Source organism: Blautia sp. MSJ-9, from assembly GCF_018919065.1.
Lineage (GTDB): Bacteria > Bacillota > Clostridia > Lachnospirales > Lachnospiraceae > Blautia_A.
On sequence record NZ_JAHLQG010000040.1, the window covers coordinates 22,727 to 44,349 of the forward strand.

General features: G+C 42.0%; 14 protein-coding genes. 13 read left to right on the forward strand and 1 reads right to left on the reverse strand.

The genetic code is table 11. The annotated features are described in order from the left end of the window. The first annotated feature begins 13 nt into the window (after positions 1–13). The 8 genes from KQI87_RS11215 (at position 14) to KQI87_RS11250 (ending at position 13,822) form a co-directional block, all read left to right on the forward strand. Positions 14–2,140 carry an ATP-binding protein gene (locus tag KQI87_RS11215; RefSeq protein ID WP_216460231.1) on the forward strand — a complete coding sequence of 709 codons (2,127 nt, stop codon included), beginning with the start codon at positions 14–16 and terminating at the stop codon, positions 2,138–2,140. A gap of 260 nt (positions 2,141–2,400) precedes the next feature. Further along, positions 2,401–4,482 (forward strand): ATP-binding protein, encoded by a 2,082-nt coding sequence (locus tag KQI87_RS11220; protein WP_216460232.1) that lies wholly within the window; start codon positions 2,401–2,403, stop codon positions 4,480–4,482. A 140-nt stretch (positions 4,483–4,622) separates the two neighbouring features. After that, positions 4,623–4,928, forward strand: coding sequence for a YerC/YecD family TrpR-related protein (locus KQI87_RS11225; protein ID WP_008706557.1), 306 nt, complete (start codon positions 4,623–4,625; stop codon positions 4,926–4,928). Positions 4,929–5,018: 90 nt separating this feature from the next. After that, the gene (locus KQI87_RS11230) at positions 5,019–5,951 is read left to right on the forward strand and encodes an AraC family transcriptional regulator (protein ID WP_216460233.1); all 933 of its coding nucleotides are present in this window, start codon (positions 5,019–5,021) and stop codon (positions 5,949–5,951) included. A 144-nt stretch (positions 5,952–6,095) separates the two neighbouring features. Further along, positions 6,096–9,221 (forward strand): glycoside hydrolase family 2 TIM barrel-domain containing protein, encoded by a 3,126-nt coding sequence (locus tag KQI87_RS11235; RefSeq protein ID WP_216460234.1) that lies wholly within the window; start codon positions 6,096–6,098, stop codon positions 9,219–9,221. Between the two features lie 244 nt (positions 9,222–9,465). Then, complete coding sequence (mgrA, locus tag KQI87_RS11240; protein ID WP_216460235.1) at positions 9,466–10,461, forward strand: L-glyceraldehyde 3-phosphate reductase; 996 nt, start codon at positions 9,466–9,468, stop codon at positions 10,459–10,461. Positions 10,462–10,513: 52 nt separating this feature from the next. Beyond that, positions 10,514–11,425: an AraC family transcriptional regulator gene (locus KQI87_RS11245; RefSeq protein WP_216460236.1), complete on the forward strand. Its 912-nt coding sequence runs from the start codon at positions 10,514–10,516 to the stop codon at positions 11,423–11,425. A gap of 174 nt (positions 11,426–11,599) precedes the next feature. After that, a complete protein-coding gene (locus KQI87_RS11250; RefSeq protein WP_216460237.1) occupies positions 11,600–13,822 on the forward strand; it encodes an alpha-galactosidase in 2,223 nt (740 codons plus the stop codon). 83 nt (positions 13,823–13,905) lie between these two features. Here KQI87_RS11250 and KQI87_RS11255 read toward each other — a convergent pair whose 3' ends face one another. Beyond that, positions 13,906–14,811 (reverse strand): AraC family transcriptional regulator, encoded by a 906-nt coding sequence (locus KQI87_RS11255; RefSeq protein WP_216460238.1) that lies wholly within the window; start codon positions 14,809–14,811, stop codon positions 13,906–13,908. A 242-nt stretch (positions 14,812–15,053) separates the two neighbouring features. Here KQI87_RS11255 and KQI87_RS11260 point away from each other — a divergent pair, with 242 nt between their 5' ends. From KQI87_RS11260 to KQI87_RS11280, 5 genes are all read left to right on the forward strand, one after another. Next, positions 15,054–16,319: an ABC transporter substrate-binding protein gene (locus KQI87_RS11260; protein ID WP_019162742.1), complete on the forward strand. Its 1,266-nt coding sequence runs from the start codon at positions 15,054–15,056 to the stop codon at positions 16,317–16,319. A 165-nt stretch (positions 16,320–16,484) separates the two neighbouring features. Beyond that, the gene (locus KQI87_RS11265) at positions 16,485–17,378 is read left to right on the forward strand and encodes a carbohydrate ABC transporter permease (protein WP_118330157.1); all 894 of its coding nucleotides are present in this window, start codon (positions 16,485–16,487) and stop codon (positions 17,376–17,378) included. Positions 17,379–17,390: 12 nt separating this feature from the next. Then, complete coding sequence (locus KQI87_RS11270; RefSeq protein WP_008706570.1) at positions 17,391–18,215, forward strand: carbohydrate ABC transporter permease; 825 nt, start codon at positions 17,391–17,393, stop codon at positions 18,213–18,215. A gap of 285 nt (positions 18,216–18,500) precedes the next feature. Then, positions 18,501–19,166 (forward strand): YesL family protein, encoded by a 666-nt coding sequence (locus KQI87_RS11275; RefSeq protein WP_216460239.1) that lies wholly within the window; start codon positions 18,501–18,503, stop codon positions 19,164–19,166. 160 nt (positions 19,167–19,326) lie between these two features. Beyond that, positions 19,327–21,528, forward strand: coding sequence for an alpha-galactosidase (locus KQI87_RS11280; RefSeq protein WP_216460240.1), 2,202 nt, complete (start codon positions 19,327–19,329; stop codon positions 21,526–21,528). Positions 21,529–21,623 lie beyond the last annotated feature (95 nt).

Consider the following 21,623-nt stretch of genomic DNA (forward strand, 5'->3'; position numbering starts at 1 on the left):
AAGGCGGTTAAAAATGAAAAAACAAAAAGCTACGTTGCTGATCAGGATATTATTACTGATTCTGTTTATAGAGATTTGCTCAGTTTTTGCATTTACGGGATATGAGATGGGAATGTTTACCGGGGAGCCGGAGGTAGCGGCTAAGGCGGAGTATACAGATGAGAATTCACCGGTATTAAGGATTGCCACGGATTATGATTTTTGTCCGAATGCTTATTATAACAGTAAGGGCGAGTTGTCAGGGCTTTACATTGAGGTGATGACAGAACTTGCCAATCGTTTGAAAATGAAGCCGGAATTTGTCACAGATACCTGGCTGGGATGCAGAGATAAGCTGACGAATGGGGATGTGGATGTGCTGCTTGGACTGGAGATCTTTTCCAATATGGAAGGAACTCTCCGTACGATACCGGTTTCTTCGGATGAACTTTGTGTATATGGGAAGAAAAAAGTGACCAGTGCGGCTGCACTTTCAGGAAAGAGAGTCGCTTTGATGGCACGTTCTGTAATTATCAGTACCTTTGACCTGCAGTGTGAATATGTGGAATATTATACTAATACGGAGATTCTTGAGGCTGTTGAGAATGGGGAGGTAGACTATGGAATCTGTCACAGTGCGGTTTCTAAGAAGATCATAGAGAAGAATGACCTTCATCTGGAAAAGGGCGTAGCGATTATGAAAAGTTTTCCTGCGCTGGCAGTCCCAGAGTCAAAACCGGAGCTGCAGAAAGAACTGAATACAGTTTTGCAGGAAATGGCGGAGGATGGTACGCTTTATAAACTGAAAACGAAATGGATTACAGAGTTTACCAAAGACCGTTCTTTGTCAGATGTATTGAATAATAATCAGGCGTTTTATATAATTTCAATCATGAGCGGCATATTGCTGCTGGTAATCATTTTGTCTTTCTGGCTGTATGTCCGGAAGCAGGAGGAATATATTCAGGCTTTGCTGGAGTATCAGAAGAAACTTCAGGCTTCTAATATGGAGGCGGAGCGTGCCAACCGGGCGAAGTCAGAATTTCTGACGCATATGTCTCATGATATCCGGACGCCGATGAACGGAATTATAGGAATGGCGGGAATTATCCGTAAGAATATACAAGATTCAGAGAGAATCAGTGGGTGTCTGGATAAAATTGATATGGCATCGGAGCATTTACTTTCACTGATCAGTGATGTGCTGGATATGAGCAAGCTGGAGAGCGGAGAGGCAGAACTGGAGATGGTTACATTTTTTCTGGATGAAGAGCTGAAGCATATTCAGGGAATTGTAGAGAATAAGGCAAAAGAAAAGCAGATTGATTTTAGCATTCAGGATACACTGGTGAAGCATCGCTGGCTTGTGGGTAGCCCGGGACATTTGAGACGTATTCTTTTGAACCTGATCAGTAATGCGTTGAAATTTACGCATAAGGAAGGCAGAGTTGAGGTTGAGATTACAGAAAACTCAGCGGATGCCGAAAGAGTATGGCTGAAATTCAGGGTGCAGGATAATGGTATCGGAATGAGCAAGGAGTTTGTAGAACATAGTCTCTATAAACCTTTTATGCAGGAAAATGATAATGTAAGAACCCGATATCAAGGAACAGGACTTGGAATGTGTATTGTTCATGAGATTGTAGAAAGCATGCAGGGAACGATTGAAGTAGAGAGTGAACAGGGAAAGGGGACAACCTTTACAGTTACTCTGCCATTTGTAATCGGGGCAGAACCGAAGAAAGTTCCGGAGGAAAAAGAAACGGTATCGGATGTTTCCGGTATGCATATTTTGCTGGCTGAGGATAATGAATTGAACAGGGAAATCGCGCAGTGTATTCTTGAAGAAGCCGGTGCAATAGTTGTGGCAGTGGAGAATGGAAGAGAGGCAGTGAATGCTTTTATGGAATCACAGGAAGGTGATTTTGATGTGATTCTTATGGATATCATGATGCCCGTTCTTGATGGCCTGGAAGCAGCGAAAGAGATCAGAAAGCTGGATCGGGCAGATGCGTCAGTTATTCCGATCATTGCGATGACTGCAAATGCATTTGACGAGGACAGAAAGAAATCTGCAAAAGCAGGGATGAATGAACATCTTACAAAGCCGTTGGACAATGAAAGGTTCTTTGAAACACTGGCACGTTATCGCAAATCGTAAATTAGTTAAAATAGCCTGTGAACGGACTGAACATCAGTTGGTTTGCAGGTTGTTTTATTATGTTATAAAAACTTATTGTTTGGAATAAAAAACTTATTTGATTTAGGTTGAGATGGCAGGAAGTTTATGCTACTATGAACTAGAGCGTGTTTGAAAAAAAGGCTTTCTGTAAGATGTGCGTCACAATTTGTGGGAATGTTTTTTCAAATACGTTCCAGGGTATACTTAAAAAAGAAAAATCAAAGGATGAGGATTTTTTGATGGATCAAAAAAGAAAAATGAATCGGAAGCACCTCAGATTAAAGACGACATTTGTCTTTGTTTTTATATTTCTGGCTGTCTGGTGTGTGACCTGGATGATCAATCAGAGTCAGGAGAAGCGGGAGAAACTGAAAGCTACTTATACTGCTGAGTCAACTGTAAGCCGGGTGGAATCCCAGCTGAGTAAATATCTTGCAGAATCTGATCTGATGAAGAGAATCGTGGAAAAAGGATATGACATAGATAACGAGCAGTTTGACAGGCTGGCAGAGCTGATGCAGGAGGATGAGAACGTAATAGAGGCCAGAGAACTGGCAGAGGATGGAGTTGTATCGCGGATTTATCCGATGAAGGGGAATGAAGCAGCCATGGGGCTTGATATGCTTCAGAATCCTGCGAGAAAAAAAGAAGCGAGACTTGCGATGAGAAGTGGTGAATATACGATCGCAGGACCATATGAACTGGTACAGGGCGGAACAGGAGCGCTTCTTTTTGATCCGGCATATGTTAAGGATCAGAATGGGGAAGAGAAGTTCTGGGGATTTTCAATTCTGGTAATGAACTGGGATAATTTTATTCAGGAAGTGGAACTGGAGAAGCTGGAAGAAGCGGGATATGATTACCAGATCTGGAAGAAAGACCTCTATACAGGGGAGAAAATTGTAATTGACGAAAGTGAGAATTCAAAACTGAATAATTCACTGGAGGTTGCATGCAGCGTTCCGAATGATACCTGGTACTTTGAAATCGTGCCGGAGAACGGATGGATCACGGCTGCACAGAAAGTGTTTGGTGTTATTATTTCAATTGCACTGGCAGTGATGGCCGCTGTCGGATACTGGCAGTATAAAATGAGACGATATAAAGATATTCTGCATGAAGAGGAACTGGAAAAAGCAGCAATAGAAGCAAGGATGGCAAATGAGGCAAAGACGCGTTTCTTGTTTAATATGAGCCATGATATCCGTACACCGATGAATGCAATCATAGGATTTGCAGATCTTCTGGAGAAGCACCTGGATGATAAGAAAAGGGTAGTTGATTATATCAGCAAGATTAAGCATTCAAGCTCGTTTTTATTGTCTCTGATTAATTATGTTCTCGAGATGGCAAGGATTGAGAGTGGCAAGGCTACGCTGAAAACGGAGACGGGAAATCTAAAGAACCTTGTAGATACGCTGAATGATGTTTTTGAGCCTTCAATCGAGGAGAAAAATCTGCAATATACCTGTAACCTGGAAGTTGAGAATCCTTATGTGCATTGTGATAAGACGAAGTTACGGGAGATTCTGCTGAATGTTATCAGTAATTCAATCAAGTATACACCGGAAGGTGGTTCGGTTACTATAGATATTACAGAAGAGGGACATGATGCAGAGAAGATGGTATCTTTTTACAGATTTACCATAGAAGATACCGGTATAGGAATGAGCAAGGAGTATCTGCCACATATTTTTGAAGAGTTCAGTCGTGAACATACCAGTACGGAGAGTAAGGTTATCGGAACCGGTCTGGGACTTCCGATTGTGAAATCTCTGGTGGACCTTATGGGTGGAACGATCGAGGTCAGCAGTGAAGTTGCTGTAGGAACAAAGACAATTATTATTCTTCCGTTTCAGGTTTCTGAGGAAGAATATAAGGATGCAGTGCAGGAGCAGCAGGAGAATACGAAGCTTTTGGCGCTGCTGATGGGAAAACGTATTTTGCTTGCGGAGGATAATGAACTGAATGCAGAGATTGCGATTACCATACTGGAAGAGGAAGGTCTGAAAGTGGAATGGGCAGAGGATGGAATCAAGTGTCTGGAAATGCTAAAAAAAGTGCCGGAAGATTATTATGATATGATCTTGATGGATATTCAGATGCCAAATATGGATGGTTACCGGACGACGGAAGAAATCAGAAGCCTGCCTGATAAGCGCGCGCAGATTCCGATTGTGGCAATGACTGCGAATGTTTTTGATGAAGATAAGAAGAAAGCATATGAGGCCGGAATGAACGGGTACATAGCGAAACCAATTGATACAAAAGCGATATTTTCGACCCTTGGGGAGATCCTTCAGGAAAAATATGAAAATTAAAGATTTCTTTCTGCTTAAATGCTTGCTTCTCGTGATTTAACGTGGTAAAATATCACTGTTAGAAATATGAAATGGACATTATAAATACAAATGTCCGTCCAGTGAAGAATTGAAGAGTAGAGTTCTAAAGGAGCAAAAAAATGAGTAAAAAAATCAGAACAGAGGCTGTAGATCAGCTTTTTGAAGCGATTTTATGCCTGAAGGATAAAGAAGAATGCTATACCTTCTTTGAAGATGTATGTACGATTAATGAACTTCTTTCATTATCACAGCGTTTTGAGGTTGCCAAGATGTTGATGGACAAGAGGACATATCTTGATATTTCCGAGAAGACCGGAGCTTCCACTGCAACGATCAGTCGTGTGAATCGTTCATTGAATTATGGAAATGATGGATATGAGATGGTGTTCTCCAGAATGGCAGAGAAGGAAACTAAAGGGGAATAAGATAGCGGAAGGCTGAATAAATGCAGTGCTATTGTGGGGCAGGTGAAGATCACCTGCCTTTTTGTATAGGGAGTTTTCAGACAAAAAATTATGAAAAAAAAGAAACCTAAAATAGAATTACGCTATTATTACATGCCAGCAGGAAGTCCGATCCTTCCTCTTCTGGGAGAGCGCTGGGTGCAGAATTATGGAACCGGGATAGAGGACCTTCATTTTCATAATTTTATGGAGATTGGTTTTTGCTATTATGGAGAGGGAATCCTGACTCTGGGAGAGGAGAAAAGGAAGTTTACAGGACGGCAGTTTACTGTGATCCCGGAAAGGTTTCCTCATACAACAAACAGTATAGAAAATACGATCTGTAAATGGGAGTATCTGTTTGTGGATGTTGAGGGATTTTTGCGAAAGAATGGTGAGAGTGCTGTGCAGGCTGAGAAAATGCTGCGAAGGATCAACTCAGGGGCATTGTTGATGAACGAGGAAGAGGAACCGCTTATAGCTGAGTGTATTATTAGAATTATGGATATCATGCGCAGTGAAGAGGAGTTTTATATTCAGGAGGCATCCGGATTTCTTATGGCTCTGCTGGTAAGGATTGCCCGGCTGAACAGGACGCCGGAGCAGGAAATGCTTTATGAAGAGCAGAGCAGGAGTATGCGGATCATTTCGGATACATTGGATTACATTTCAGATCATTACAGAGAGAATATAAAGATAGAGCAGTTGTCTGCAAACTGTCATCTGAGTGAGTCACATTTTCGCAGGATTTTTTCCGGATGTATGCATATGAGCCCTGTAGAGTATATAAATTTGATACGTGTCCGCATGGCCTGTGAAAAACTGAAAAAGACAGACAGGTCAGCAACTGATATAGGTACGGAATGTGGTTTTGCATCGGACTCTGCTTTTAACCGGAATTTCCGAAAGATGATGGGAATGTCACCTGCAGAGTGGAGGAAAAAGGGAGAAAATTATGAGCAGTTGCTCCTGAAGTTTGACATCCGGACAGAGGAAGGATGGTAAGTGTCGGAGACTGAATTATATAAAAGTCGAAAATGGATATTATATAGTCAAATATGCAAACTGTGCGGAGGAGTATAATGTTATAATTCTACTCATGAAGGATAACTGTTATAAAAAAATAAATCATGAGGAGAACATAGGAGTATGAAAGCATTTGATTATTCACTGGTAAAAGATCCACAGTATTTCTGCGATAACCGAATGGAAGCTCATTCAGATCATGTGTATTATAGAGATGGGAATGAAATGCAGACTGCTGTGCAGGATGGGACGGAAACTTTTTTTCGCTACAGTCTGAACGGTTTATGGAAGTTTCATTATGCGCGTAATTACAAAAGCACAGTTCAGGGATTTGAGAAGGAAGATTACTGCTGTTATGACTGGGATGACATTCATGTACCTGCACATATCCAGATGGAAGGATATGATGCACCCCAGTATGCTAATGTCCAGTATCCATGGGAAGGACATGAGGAAATTCATCCGGGTCAGATTCCTGAGAGATTTAATCCGGTTGCAAGCTATGTGAAATATTTTACAGTGCCGGAACATATGAAGGGAAAGAGATTGTTTATTTCTTTCCAGGGAGCAGAGAGCGGACTTGCATTGTGGCTGAACGGAGTCTTTGTTGGCTACAGTGAGGATTCTTTCACTCCATCTGAGTTTGAACTGACAGATTATCTTAAAGATGGACAGAATAAGCTGGCAGCACAGGTATTCAAATGGACCTCAAGCAGTTGGTGTGAGGATCAGGACTTCTTCCGCTTCTCCGGAATTTACAGAGATGTGTATCTTTACACAGTTCCGGATACCCATGCATATGATCTTCAGATCCGTGCAATCCCGGAAGAGAATCTGGATGTAGCAGATCTTGAAATTAAGGTAAAGACATGGGGAAAAGGAAGCATTGCTTTCAGACTTGAGAAAGATGGAGAATGTGTGCTGGAAGAGAAAAAAACTCTTACAGAAGCTGGAAATGAAGAAGCGGATGCAGAGGCATTTTATATTCAGAAAACAAATAGCAGCAAGACTGCACAGAACAGTTTTGTATGGAAAATCAATAATCCGAAATTATGGAGCGCAGAAGATCCGCAGCTTTATGATCTTACAATTGAACTTTATGACGAAGCAGGAACTATTCAGGAAGTGATTCCTCAGAAGGTTGGATTCCGCCGTTTCGAGATGAAGAATGGTATTATGACTCTGAACGGAAAACGTATCGTGTTTAAGGGCGTAAATCGTCATGAGTTCAGCTCTGTCAGCGGAAGACATGTTTCAGAGGAGGAACTTCGCAAGGATCTTCGCATTATGAAGCAGAATAATATCAATGCCATCCGTACCTGTCATTATCCGGATACATCACGGATCTATCAGCTCTGTGATGAATATGGTATTTACATGATTGATGAGACAAACCTGGAATCCCATGGATCCTGGGATGTGGCGGAATTTACAAAGGATTATACCCATATTGTTCCGCACAACAAACCGGAATGGCTGGATATGATGCTTGACCGTGCCAACTCCATGTATCAGAGAGACAAGAATCATCCGGCAATCCTGATCTGGTCTTGTGGAAATGAATCTTTTGGCGGAAAAGATATCTATGAAATGTCTCAGCTTTTTCGTAAGAATGACCCTACCCGTCTGGTACATTATGAGGGACTTTTCCATGACCGCAGTTATAATGATACCAGTGATATGGAAAGCCAGATGTATCCATCTGTAGAAGCAATCAAAGAGTTCCTGGCAAAGGATGACAGCAAACCGTTTATCTGCTGTGAATACACACATGCCATGGGAAATTCCTGCGGTGCCATGCACAAATATACTGATCTGACAGATACAGAGCCCAAATACCAGGGTGGATTTATCTGGGATTATATTGACCAGTCTATTTATAAGAAAGACCGCTATGGAAAAGAGTTCCAGGCATATGGCGGTGATTTCGGAGAACGCCCTACAGACTATAATTTCAGTGGCAACGGAATTGCATATGGCGGTGACAGAGAGCCATCTCCAAAGATGCAGGAAGTGAAATTCAATTATCAGAATATTACTGCAGAGGTGACAGCTGACACAGTAAAAGTGATTAACAAGAACCTCTTTGTAAACACAGATACTTTTGACTGTAAGGTAACACTTGCAAAGAATGGAAAAGTGATCCGTACAGAAGCACTGGAAACAGTAGTTGAGCCATTGAGCGAGAAAGAATATAAACTGCCTTTTGAAAAGGCTGAAGCAGCCGGAGAATATACAGTTACTGTTTCCTTCCATCTGAAAGAGGAAAAGGTATGGGCATCGGCAGGTTATGAGATTGCGTTTGGACAGTATGTATACCAGGTACAGGAAAATGCTTCAGCAGAAACAGCAGCTGCGAAGCCGCAGATCATCCGAAGCACACACAATATTGGTGTCCGCGGCGAGCACTTTGAAGTAATGTTCTCCGTCCTCAACGGTGGTCTGGTCTCCTACAAATATGCGGGTAAAGAGATGATCGAAGCAATCCCGAAACCAAACTTCTGGCGCGCACCAACAGATAATGACTGTGGAAATCTTATGCAGATGCGCTACGCACAGTGGAAAATTGCCAGCATGTATTTAAGCCACAAAGAATACAGAAAAGGTGCATACGGCCCATCCAATTTACCACAGGCAGAAGAAACAGACCACTCTGTAAAAGTAACCTTTACCTATCTGATGCCAACTACACCAGCCAGTGAGTGTCAGCTTACCTACGAAGTATTCGGAGATGGAAAGGTGAAGACAACTTTAACTTATGACCCGGTAAAAGAACTTGGCGATATGCCGGAATTTGGCGTGATGTTTAAGTTCAATGCAGACTATGATAATGTTCAGTGGTATGGACTGGGCGAAGCTGAAACCTATGCCGACCGCAAAAAAGGTGAAAAACTGGGTATTTACCAGAACAAAGTTGTGGACAACATGGCAAGATATATGGTGCCGCAGGAATGTGGAGCAAAAGAGGAAGTACGCTGGGCGAAGGTTACAGACCGCAAGGGCAGAGGAATGTACTTTGAAATGGATGGAGAATCAATGATGTTCTCTGCACTCCCATACACTCCACATGAGATGGAAAATGCCATGCATCCATATGAACTCCCACAGATTCATTACACAGTAGTACGCGTAGCCAAAGGCCAGATGGGAATCGGCGGTGACGACAGCTGGGGAGCATACACCCATTCGGAATATCTGCTGAATGCAGACGGAAAGATGGAATTCTCCTTTAGCTTTAAAGGAATTTAATATAGTTTATTTATTTAAAAAGCCATTTTCAGTCAGAAAGTGGCTTTTTAAATAATGCTAATAACATTTGTTGAAAATAAGTGGAACAGGATGTATGATTACAGAGTTTGAGTAATTCAAGTACATTGTTGCGTAAATAATTGTGTTAATTGCGTAGACGAGCGAGTGGTACAGTTATTTCGATAGAGAATGATAACAATAATATTCGGATTCGACATACTGCACGAAAAGGGGGAATTATCTTATGTATCAGGCAGAGGAAAAACGTTATGAAACTATGAAATACCACCGCTGTGGTGCCAGTGGGCTGATGCTGCCGGAGTTATCTCTGGGTTTATGGCATAATTTCGGAGATACCGGTGTTTATGAGAATATGAAGCAGATGTGCTTCACAGCATTTGACAATGGAATTACACATTTTGACCTTGCAAACAACTATGGCCCACAGCCTGGAAGTGCGGAGGCAAATTTTGGAAAAATCCTGAGAGAGGAATTTTCTGCATACAGAGATGAGCTGATTATTAGTACAAAGGCCGGTTACGACATGTGGCCGGGACCTTATGGAAACTGGGGAAGCCGTAAGTATCTGATTGCCAGTCTTGACCAGAGCCTGAAACGTCTTGGTCTGGATTATGTAGATATCTTCTATCATCACAGACTGGATCCGGAGACTCCTCTTGAGGAGACCATGGAGGCTCTTGAACAGATCGTCAGAAGCGGAAAGGCATTGTATGTTGGAATTTCCAACTATGATGGTGAGACAATGAAACGTGCCGCAGATATTCTGGAGGAACTGCACTGTCCGTTTATCATTAATCAGAATTCATATAATATTTTTAACAGAACAATCGAGAAAAATGGTCTGAAGCAGGCTGCTGCAGAGAAGAGAAAGGGAATTATTTCCTTTAGCCCTCTGGCGCAGGGAATGCTCACAGATCGATACCTGAATGGAATCCCAAAAGACAGCCGTGTCAACACAGACGGACGTTTTCTCCATGCAGACCAGTTCAGCGAGGAACGTCTTAACAGTATCCGCAGTCTGAATGCGATTGCAGCAGAAAGAGGCGAAAGTCTTGCTCAGATGGCACTGAAATGGATTCTCCGTGACGGAATTGTAACCAGCGTTCTCATCGGGGCATCCCGTCCACAGCAGATCCTTGAGAATCTGAAAGTGCTGGACAGTGCATCCTTCAGTGAAGAGGAATTAAAGAAGATAGATGAGTGTTCGCTGGCCTTATGATATAGCCGGGAGTTAATGGTTGTTTATAAAACAGGAGAGCAGACTATATATTATGGAAGATTCATATGTCTTACAATTACAGAAACCAAAATTCAGAGAATTTTATTTAAGCTACAGCGGCTACGCACAATGCGGGCCGCTACATTGCTATGGGCCGGCATCCCGTCCTCATTATCTGATCCATTTTGTAGTGAAAGGAAAAGGAATGTATCAGGTGTCCGGACAAAAACATTATCTCACTGCCGGACAGGGGTTTCTGATCGAGCCGGGTACACAGACTTTCTATCAGGCAGACAAAGATGATCCCTGGAGTTATATTTGGATCGGAGTAGGCGGCACCAATGCAGGAAAATATATTCGAGATATCGGATTAAACAGCGAGCAGTTGATCTTCCGTTCGGAAAGTGGAGAAGAGTTAAAGAAAATTGTGCTGGATATTCTGAAACATACAGAAAGTACCACTTCAAATCTGTATTATCTGCAGGGACGATTATATGATTTCTTTTCAGTTCTTACAAAAGATGTGGTGATTGATACTTATCTGAGTAATTCAAGAGAAAAGAAATATGGAAGCGAAAACAAGTATGGAGAATATATCAAAGAAGCTATGGCATTTATAAAAAATGAATATGCCTGTGGAATCGGAGTACAGGAACTGGCAGAGCATTTAAATGTTAACCGCAGTTATCTGTACACGATCTTTATGAATGAACTTCATATTTCACCAAAGGACTTTCTGCAGAAATACCGTATTACAAGGGCAAGGGAATTGCTGGTTCTTACGGAATTGTCTGTAGAATCAATTGGAAAATCCTGTGGCTATGGAAATGCAGAACGATTTGCCAGGGCATTCAAACATGAAACAGGACTGACACCAACTCAGTTTCGCAGGCAGGACAGAAGTAAAAACCGAAGAAACCTGGAAGTGTCAGAGGATGGGCTGGAACAGCTGATCAACAGTTAACATTTTAAAGGTTCAGACAAACATAATGCCATAACGCCTCAGAATAACTTTCTCTATAATAATGTATATGATATCAGCACAGCCGCGGAGCAATCCGTGATATCAAGTTAGGGTCAAAAAACCTTTTGCCCCTAACTTCATGTATATTGAATTTATTATAGAAAGGGGACAGTTATGAGTATTATTTTTCACGAAAGTTCAAAGACATTCCATTTATACAACAATAACATCAGTTATATTATGACCGTACTTCCAAATGGACATCTTGGAAATCTCTATTTTGGGAAAAGAATCCATGACAGAGAAGATTTTTTATATCTTCTTGAGATGAAGCAGCGACCAATGACAGCCTGTGTTTATGAGGGAAATCGCAAATTTTCGCTGGAGCATCTGAAACTGGAATATCCGGTGTATGGTAGTTCTGATTACCGTTATCCGGCAATGGAGATCCTTCAGGAAAACGGCAGCAGGATTTCTGATTTTACTTATGTAAGTTATACAATTGCAGCTGGAAAACCAAAACTTCAGGGACTTCCGGCTACATATACTGAGAATGACGAAGAAGCCCAGACCTTATGTGTAAAATTGAAAGATGAAGTAACAGGAATTGTACTGGAATTGCTTTATACTATTTTTACACAAGGGGGAATCATCACCAGAAGCGCCAGATTTACAAACGAGGGTACATCATCAGTACATCTGTTAAATGCAATGAGCCTCAGCCTTGATCTGCCGGACAAGGATTATGTGTGGATGCAGTTTTCGGGTGCATGGTCCAGAGAACGTCATGTGAAAGAACGCAGATTAGAGCAGGGAATCCAGTCTGTGGGAAGCATCAGAGGAAATTCTTCCCATGAACATAATCCCTTTATTGTGCTCCGACGTCCATCGGCAACAGAAAATGCAGGAGAAGTGATGGGATTCAGCCTGATCTACAGCGGAAATCACAGAATGCAGGCAGAGGTGGATACTCATGATACAACCCGTATCACTGTGGGAATCAATCCGCAGAATTTTGACTGGAAGCTGGACTGTGGTGAGAGCTTTCAGACTCCGGAAGCAGTAGTAATATTTTCTGATAAGGGTCTGAATGGAATGAGCCAGACTTTCCATAAATTATATCAGAAGAGACTGGCAAGAGGTTACTGGAGAGACCGTCCCAGGCCAATCCTGAACAATAACTGGGAAGCTACTTATTTTGATTTTACAGAGGACCGTCTGGTGGAAATTGCTGCAAAGGCAAAGGAATGCGGTGTTGAATTATTTGTGCTGGATGACGGATGGTTCGGTGCACGAAGCAACGATTATGCAGGACTTGGTGACTGGGTGGCAAACAGAGAGCGTCTTCCGCAGGGAATCAAGGGAATCGCAGACAGGATTGAAGAGATGGGTATGAAATTTGGTCTGTGGTTTGAGCCGGAGATGGTGAATAAGGATTCCGATCTTTACCGTGCACATCCGGACTGGATTCTGCAGACACCCCAGAGGCATTCCTGTCATGGCAGAAATCAGTATGTGCTGGACTTCTCCAGAAAAGAAGTGGTGGACTGTATTTATGAGATGATGTACAAAATCCTCTCAGAAGCAAAGGTTTCCTACATTAAATGGGATATGAACAGAAGTATTACGGAATGTTATTCAGCTGCACTTCCTGCAGACCGTCAGGGAGAAGTGTTCCACAGATATATTCTCGGAGTTTATGATCTGTATGAGCGGTTAAATACTGCATTTCCGCAGATTCTCTTTGAGTCCTGCGCAAGCGGTGGCGGACGTTTTGATCCGGGAATCCTTTATTATGCGCCACAGGGATGGACCAGTGATGATACAGATGCGGCAGAGCGTGTGAAAATCCAGTACGGCACAAGCATGTGTTATCCGGTAAGCTCCATGGGAAGTCATGTTTCTGTAGTACCAAACCATCAGTTAAACCGCAAAACTCCGTTACATACAAGAGCAAATGTAGCTTATTTTGGAACCTTCGGATATGAGCTGGATCTGAATAAACTGTCTGATGAGGAAATCAGTGAAGTAAAACAGCAGATCACTTTTATGAAAGAATACAGAGAACTGATCCAGTTTGGAACTTTTTACAGACTGAAAAGTCCTTTTGAGGGCAATGAAACAGCGTGGATGACAGTCAGTGAGGACAAAAAGACAGCGCTGGTATTCTGGTACAGGGAAAGAAATGTAGTAAACGCAGATTTTACCAGAGTACGGCTTCAGGGACTGGATCCGGATCTTATCTACAGAAATGAGTATAATGGAACAGAAAACTACGGGGATGAGCTGATGAATCTGGGACTGCTCACCACAGACTGTACAGCAGGTGAACCTACAAGTGAAGACGAACCATGCACAGACTATGAGTCCAGAATTTATGTTTTAACTGCAAAATAATAACCGAATCAGGTAAGCTCCTTATGGAGGTTGCGAAAAGCAATAGACAGAAATAAAAAATCAACAAAAAGCAGGCAGAACGATCACATGGGATCGTCTACCTGCTTTTCGTTAAATTTATCCATCATTTCTTTATGAGTCTTATAATTCTTCGGACTCATTCCAAACTTCTTCTTAAAAGCTTTTGAAAAAACAAGCTGGTCTTCATAGCCCACATTATTAGCGATCTCTTTAACAGACAGACTGGTGCTGACCAGAAGACTGGCTGCTTTATGCATCTTATAATCAATGAGGAAGGTCTGTGCCGACATTCCAAGTTCTTTCTGAAAGGAACTGTTCAGATAGGCACGGCTGATTCCGATATTATCTGCAATATCAGAGATGCCGATTCCTCTTTGATACATGTCTTTAATATATTCAATGGCAAGCTCCACGTAAACACTGGTGCTATAAGCATATTTGGCATTTTTTTTGTTCTGTGCAGACTGTTTTTCATGAAAGTCGGCAAGCTCGGCTAACAACAGGATCAGATAAGCCTGGCGCCTTAGATCATTGGCTTTGGAAAGCTGCTTATGATCCAGCATATAAGCAATATGTTTCAGGATTATTTTCTGATCCGGTGCAGGAAGCACTAATTGATTTTTGGAAAATCCACATGCTCTTACCATTGAGTGAGCACGGATTCCACGAAAACCAATCCATGCATAAGTCCAGGGATGGGTTTCATCAGCTCCGTATGTGATTGGTTCATTAGGATAAATTACAAACATCTGTCCGGAAGTAAGGCTCCAGGTCTGACCTCCGGCAGAATAGAATCCGGAACCGTCCAGTACAAAATGGATGATGAACTCATCTCTTGGCATGGAACAGATATGTCCGGGTGGGCAGTGTTCGTTGCCCGTATGGACCAGACTGATATCAAGGGAGCCCTCTTTCAGGTTTTCAAGACAGCGGAAAGTAGCGCTGTCCGTATATTTTACATTTGGCATTTGCACCATTCCTTTTTTATTTTCTTTGACTGGGGATATTATTGATATAAAGACATATGGATTCATATCCTGTAAATACGCACAAATTCAAGTCGTTGTTGACATTTTACCATATATTCAGCGTTTTTTCCATAACGATTATGACATAAATTCATTTCATTAGTCCATTTAAAAAAATAGACAAAAACGTATAATAAGAATCACAAGGAACACGTCGAAACGACGAATAAAGGAGGATGTATATGAGAAAAAACATGAAAAAACTCACAGTCGCAACAGTGATCGGTGCTATGACAGTTACAGCACTTGCACCGGTAAGTGCACAGGCGAAAGACAAAACTCTGACAGTTGCAATCTGGGATAACGGACAGAAAGCCGGACTTCAGGAGATCATGGATGAGTTTACAAAAGAGACAGGAATTAAAACTGAACTTCAGGTAGTAGAGTGGAGCAGCTACTGGACACTTCTTGAAGCAGGTGCATCAGGCGGAGATATGCCGGACGTATTCTGGATGCATTCCAACGAAGCAGTAAGATATATGTCCAATGATATCTTACTTGATCTGACAGACAAGGTTGCAGACAGCGACAAACTGGAAATGGACAAATTCCCGGAAGATATCAAAGAAATGTATCAGTGGGACGGAAAAACATACGCAGTACCGAAGGATATCGACACAATCGCTATGTGGTATAACAAAGATATGTTTGATGAAGCAGGAATCGACTATCCGGACGGAAGCTGGACATGGGATGAATTCTATGATATCGCAGAGAAACTTACAAAAGAAGACGGAAGCCAGTATGGTTTCGCAGCAAACCCGTCTAACGAGCAGGATACATGGATGAATATTATCTACTCCATGGGCGGATGTGTACTGACAGATGATAACAAATCCGGTTTTGATGATCCTAATACTATCAAGGCAATGGAATTCGTTGACAAATGCGTTAAAAATGTAATGCCTCCTGCATCTACAATGTCCGAAACAGGTACAGACGTACTCTTCGGATCCGGCAAAGTAGCTATGATCTCTCAGGGATCCTGGATGGTATCTGCTTTCAAAGACAACGATTATATCAAAGAGCACTGTGATGTGGCAAGACTTCCGAAAGATGCTGAAACAGGAGAAAGCGTATCTCTTTACAATGGTCTTGGATGGGCAGCATCTGCAAACACAGATATGCCAGACGAAGCTTTCCAGCTTATTGAGTGGTTCGGTTCCAAAGATATGCAGAAGAAACAGGCTGACCTTGGTGTAACAATGGCAGCTTACGAAGGAATGTCCGATGGATGGGTTAACAGTGTTGACTGCTTCAACTTACAGCCATACATGGATGCAATGGACAATATCGTATTCAGACCACACACAAATGCAACACTTGCATGGTGGAACCCAATGTGCGAAGAACTGAAGAAACCATGGAATGATGAAGAAAGCATGGATGATGCATGCAAGAATATCGTTACTATTATGAATGATGCCATTGCAGAAGAGTCCTATTAATTAATGTTTAACAAAACCATTCATAAAAAATAAGAAACGGAAAAGCTGCCGCAGAAAAGATTCCGATCATGTGATAATCGCAGAAGTCACAACAGGTATGCAGATATGCGGCAGTTTTCCATTCAAATCAGCAACAAAATTTTATGATAAGAAGGAGTGAGAGCCGTGGCAAATCCAAAAAAAGGTACCAGTCAGGCGCGGAATGAATTCATCTGGGGATGGGCGTTCATTCTTCCTACAATGCTTGGCCTGATCATCTTAAATATTTATCCCATATTTAAGACCATTTATGAGAGCTTTTTCAAGACCGGAGATTTCGGTAAGGGAAATATCTTCATTGGTTTTGACAACTATGTAAAGCTGTTCCACGATGCGGAAGTATGGCAGGCATTATTAAATACATTTAAATATGCTATTGTGGAAGTTCCGTTTTCCATTGCTATCGCACTTGTACTGGCAGTTTTATTAAACCGTAAAATGAAAGGCCGTGCTGTTTACAGAACTATTTTCTTCCTGCCTATGGTTGCTGCTCCGGCTGCAATCGCCATGGTATGGAGATGGCTGTTTAACTCAGAATTCGGTCTTCTCAATCACATTTTTCACACAAAGATCAACTGGATCTCTGATCCGAAGATCGCAGTCTATGCGATCGCAGTGATCGGTGTATGGTCTATCATCGGCTACAATATGGTTCTTTTCCTGTCCGGTCTGCAGGAAATCCCAAGAGATTATTATGAAGCAGCAAGCATTGACGGAGCAACTGGTGTGAAACAGTTCTTCCATATTACAATCCCGCTGCTTTCGCCGACCATCTTCTTTGTAATGGTTACCCGTGTTATCGGTGCCATGCAGGTATTCGACCTGATCTTCATGGTTATGGACAGAAACAGTCCTGCACTTTACAAAACACAGTCACTTGTTTACCTGTTCTACCAGAATTCCTTTGTACAGAATAACAAAGGTTATGGTTCAACAATCGTCGTACTTCTTCTGGTTGTAATTATGATCATGACAGTATTCCAGAATATTGCGCAGAAGAAGTGGGTTCATTATAACTAAGGAGGGATAATTATGTCAGCAAGAGATAAAGCAAACAGAGTTCTGATCCATGTTATCCTGATACTGGTATCTATTACCATGCTGGTTCCTTTCTTATGGATGATTCTGACAGCTTTCAAAACTATGACAGAGGCAACCTCTGTCAACCCGTTCGTAATTCTCCCGTCTACATGGAGATGGGACAGTTTTAGAGAAGTAAGCGCAAATATGGATTTCTTACATCTGTATATCAATACCTTACTTCTGATCCTGGGTCGTGTTGTATGTGCGGTTCTGACAGCAACACTGGCAGGCTATGCATTTGGACGTCTGAACTTCAGGGGGAAAAACCTGATGTTCTCTCTGGTACTTTTCCAGATGATGGTGCCTGGACAGATCTTCATTATCCCACAGTACTTAATGGTAAGTAAAATGGGAATGCTCAATACCATTTTTGCCTTGGTATTTCCTGGTATTGTTACTGCATTTGGTACATTCCTCCTCAAACAGGCTTATATGGGACTTCCGAAAGATCTGGAAGAGGCTGCACGCCTTGATGGATGTAACATCGGCCAGACCTTCCTGTTCATCATGGCTCCTCTGACACGTTCTTCCATGGTGGCACTGGGAATCTTCACAGCAGTATTTGCATACAAAGACCTGATGTGGCCTTTGATCTGTAACAAAGATGTAATGCCTCTGTCAGCAGCACTTGCAAAAATGCAGGGACAGTACACCAACAATTATCCGCAGCTGATGGCAGCATCTCTGCTTGCATGTATCCCGATGATCGTACTGTATCTGATCTTCCAGAAACAGTTCATCGAAGGTATTGCAACATCCGGTGGTAAGCTGTAAATAAGTAAAAAAGTTTTGATAAAACAAAAAACAAAATGGTTCCTGTGGCGGAAATGATTCACATGAACTGTACAGGCAGGCTTTTGTTATAAAAATGGAAAGTGAAACATAACAAAAGCTTGCCTGAAACTGGATAAGGGAAACTTTGTTGCAGACATTACATATTATATGCTGATATTTATAGAATGAAGTTGTAAATGTGAAGGTCAGGATAAAGCTGGAAACAGAAATAAAATTAAGAATAAGATTAATAAGAATAAGATGATAAGGAAGGGGTAACAAAAAATGAAACCAGGAAGTCTTTATGACAGGATATTTGGATTTTTAGGTCAGTTAATTGCGTTAAATTTACTATGGATCGTGTGCTCTCTTCCTGTGATTACAGCAGGGGCATCTACCACTGCTTTGTATTATTGTACATTAAAACTCCATAAGGATGGAGATATCCGGGTATTTCATGACTTTTTTAAGAGCTTTAAGCAGAATTTCAAACAGTCAACTATTATCTGGATTCTGATGGCAGCAGTTGCAGTGTTTCTTTATATGGAAAAAGAATCTCTGGTGACTATGCCGGGTTCCATGTCACAGATTTTTAATTATGTGATCCTGGCGGTATGTATTCCGCTGATCGCTGTTGCACTGTATATATTTCCTACAGTAGCGGCATTTGAAAACAAAACAATGACTTTGATCACAAACGCATTTTATTTTGCGGTTAAACATATAGGATATGTAATAGCAGTGGCAGTGATCACGATCCTGCCAATGACTATGACACTTGTAGATGCAAAACTTTTTCCGGTCTATCTGCTGATCTGGCTGATGATGGGATTTTCCCTGACTGCCTATGCGGATTCCTGGTTTATGTGGAAGCTGTTCAAACCGTACTTTAAAGAGGACGAAGAGGAACATCATTATGTGGATTCGGAACCGGATCAGTATGCTTTTTGAAAAAACTCTTTTACTTTAACTGCAAATATCACACTGAATAAAAAAGATATGCAGTTATGGAAAAGCAAAGATTTGTAAGAGTTTATCCGACTGATAGTAATGAAAAGATAGATGCAACATCTATAAAATAGAAAGAACAAAGAAATGAGAGGTACAGAGTATGGAATGGATTAAGTATCATGAGGCAGAGAAAGTATTCGAGCTGAAAACAGAAAACAGCACCTATCAGATGCAGGTAAGAGAGTATGATACTCTGGTTCATCTGTATTATGGAAGCCCGGTAGGTGATTCCCTGATCACAGACAGAATCGTGGGTGTAGACAGAGGGTTCTCCGGAAACCCATATGAAGCAGGAAAAGATAAAACATTTTCCCTGGATACTCTGCCACAGGAATACACAGCATATGGAAATGGCGATTACCGCATCAATGGTCTGGAAACGGAACAGGCAGACGGCAGCGATACTGCAAATCTGAAATTTGAGTCTTATGAAATCCGTAAAGGAAAATACAGTCTGAAGGGTCTTCCTGCAATGTTTGCGAAGGAAGACGAAGCAGAGACATTGGAGATTGTTCTGGCAGACCGCGTAAGCGGACTGAAAGCACATCTTCTTTATGGGGTATTTCCACATCTGGATGTGATCACCAGAGCCGTTCGTCTGGAACAGACAGGTGAAAAGCCTGTTACAGTAAAAAAAGCAATGTCCATGGAAATGGATTTTGAATACAGAGAAATGGACGCAGTTCACTTCTACGGCAGACACAACATGGAACGTCAGATGGAAAGAATTCACCTGAGTCATGGAAACTGGTCAGTGGGAAGCATCCGTGGTGCATCCAGTCACCATCATAATCCATTTGTGATCCTCTGCGACAGAGATACAGAAGAGACACATGGAAGCTGTTATGGTTATGCACTGGCATACAGCGGAAACTTTGCATTTGAGTCAGAGGTAGATCAGGTAGGTCATACCCGTGTAACAATGGGAATTCATCCATATCATTTCTCATGGACTCTGGAAAAGGGAGATACATTTGAGACTCCGGAAGTGATCATGGCATATTCAGAAGAGGGATTTGGAAAACTTTCCAGAATATATCATGATGCATACAGAAATAACCTGATCCGCAGTAAATACGTAGAACAGCCGAGACCAATTTTGGTAAACAACTGGGAAGCAACCTATTTTGATTTCGATGCAGATAAACTGTACCACATTGCAGAAGAAGCAAAGAATATCGGTCTGGATATGTTTGTTCTGGATGACGGATGGTTTGGCAAGCGAGACAATGACTGGTGTGCACTTGGTGACTGGGAAGTAAATGAAGAGAAGATCAAAGGTGGACTTCCGGCACTGGCAGGGAGAATCCATGGTCTTGGCCTGAAATTCGGTCTGTGGGTAGAACCGGAAATGATTTCAGAGGACAGTGATCTCTACAGAGAACATCCGGACTGGGCTCTGAAGATTCCGGGACGTGCCATGAACAGAAGCAGACATCAGCTGAACCTGGACATTACCAGAAAAGAAGTCCGTGACCATATCATGAATCAGATTTTCAAAGTTCTTGATGCATGCAAAGCAGACTATGTAAAATGGGATATGAACCGTAGTGTAGATAACGTATTCTCTGCGGCACTGCCGAAAGAACGTCAGGGAGAGGTTTATCACAGATATGTACTTGCAGTTTATGAAATGATGGAAAGCCTTGTACAGAGATATCCAGATCTCCTGTTTGAATCCTGTTCAGGCGGCGGCGGAAGGTTTGATGCGGGAATGCTTTATTACTCTCCACAGATCTGGTGCAGTGATAACACAGATGCCATTGACAGACTGAAGATTCAGTACGGTACTTCTTTTGGATATCCGGTAAGCGCAATGGGCGCCCATGTCAGTGTATGCCCGAATCACCAGTCCGGCAGAATTACACCATTCGAGACAAGAGGAACGGTTGCATCTGCCGGTACATTCGGCTACGAACTGGATCTGATGAAGATGTCCGAAGAAGATAAAAAGACAGCCAGAGAACAGATCCTGAAATACAAAGAGATTGAACATCTGGTACAGTCAGGAGATTACTATCGTCTGGTAAATCCATTCGAAAACAACAATCATGTACTCTGGCAGTTTGTATCTAAGGATAAGAAAGAGACTGTTGTATGCGGAGTAAGACTCCACAGTGAAGCAAATCCATATATTTACCTATTCTGTCCACAGGGACTGGATGCAGATCTCCACTATGAAGACACTGCAACCGGAAAAGTATACACAGGCGCAGCACTGATGAAAGCAGGCCTGCCATTACCACTGACAACAGGCGATTACCAGCCAATCAGATTTACATTTAAGGCAGTGGAGAAATAATTTAACCAAATCAAGTAAGTTCCCTGCTTCAATTGCGAATATCCGCTTGACCTATAGCAATCCTCTTAAATGCATTATTTTAGAGGATCGCTATA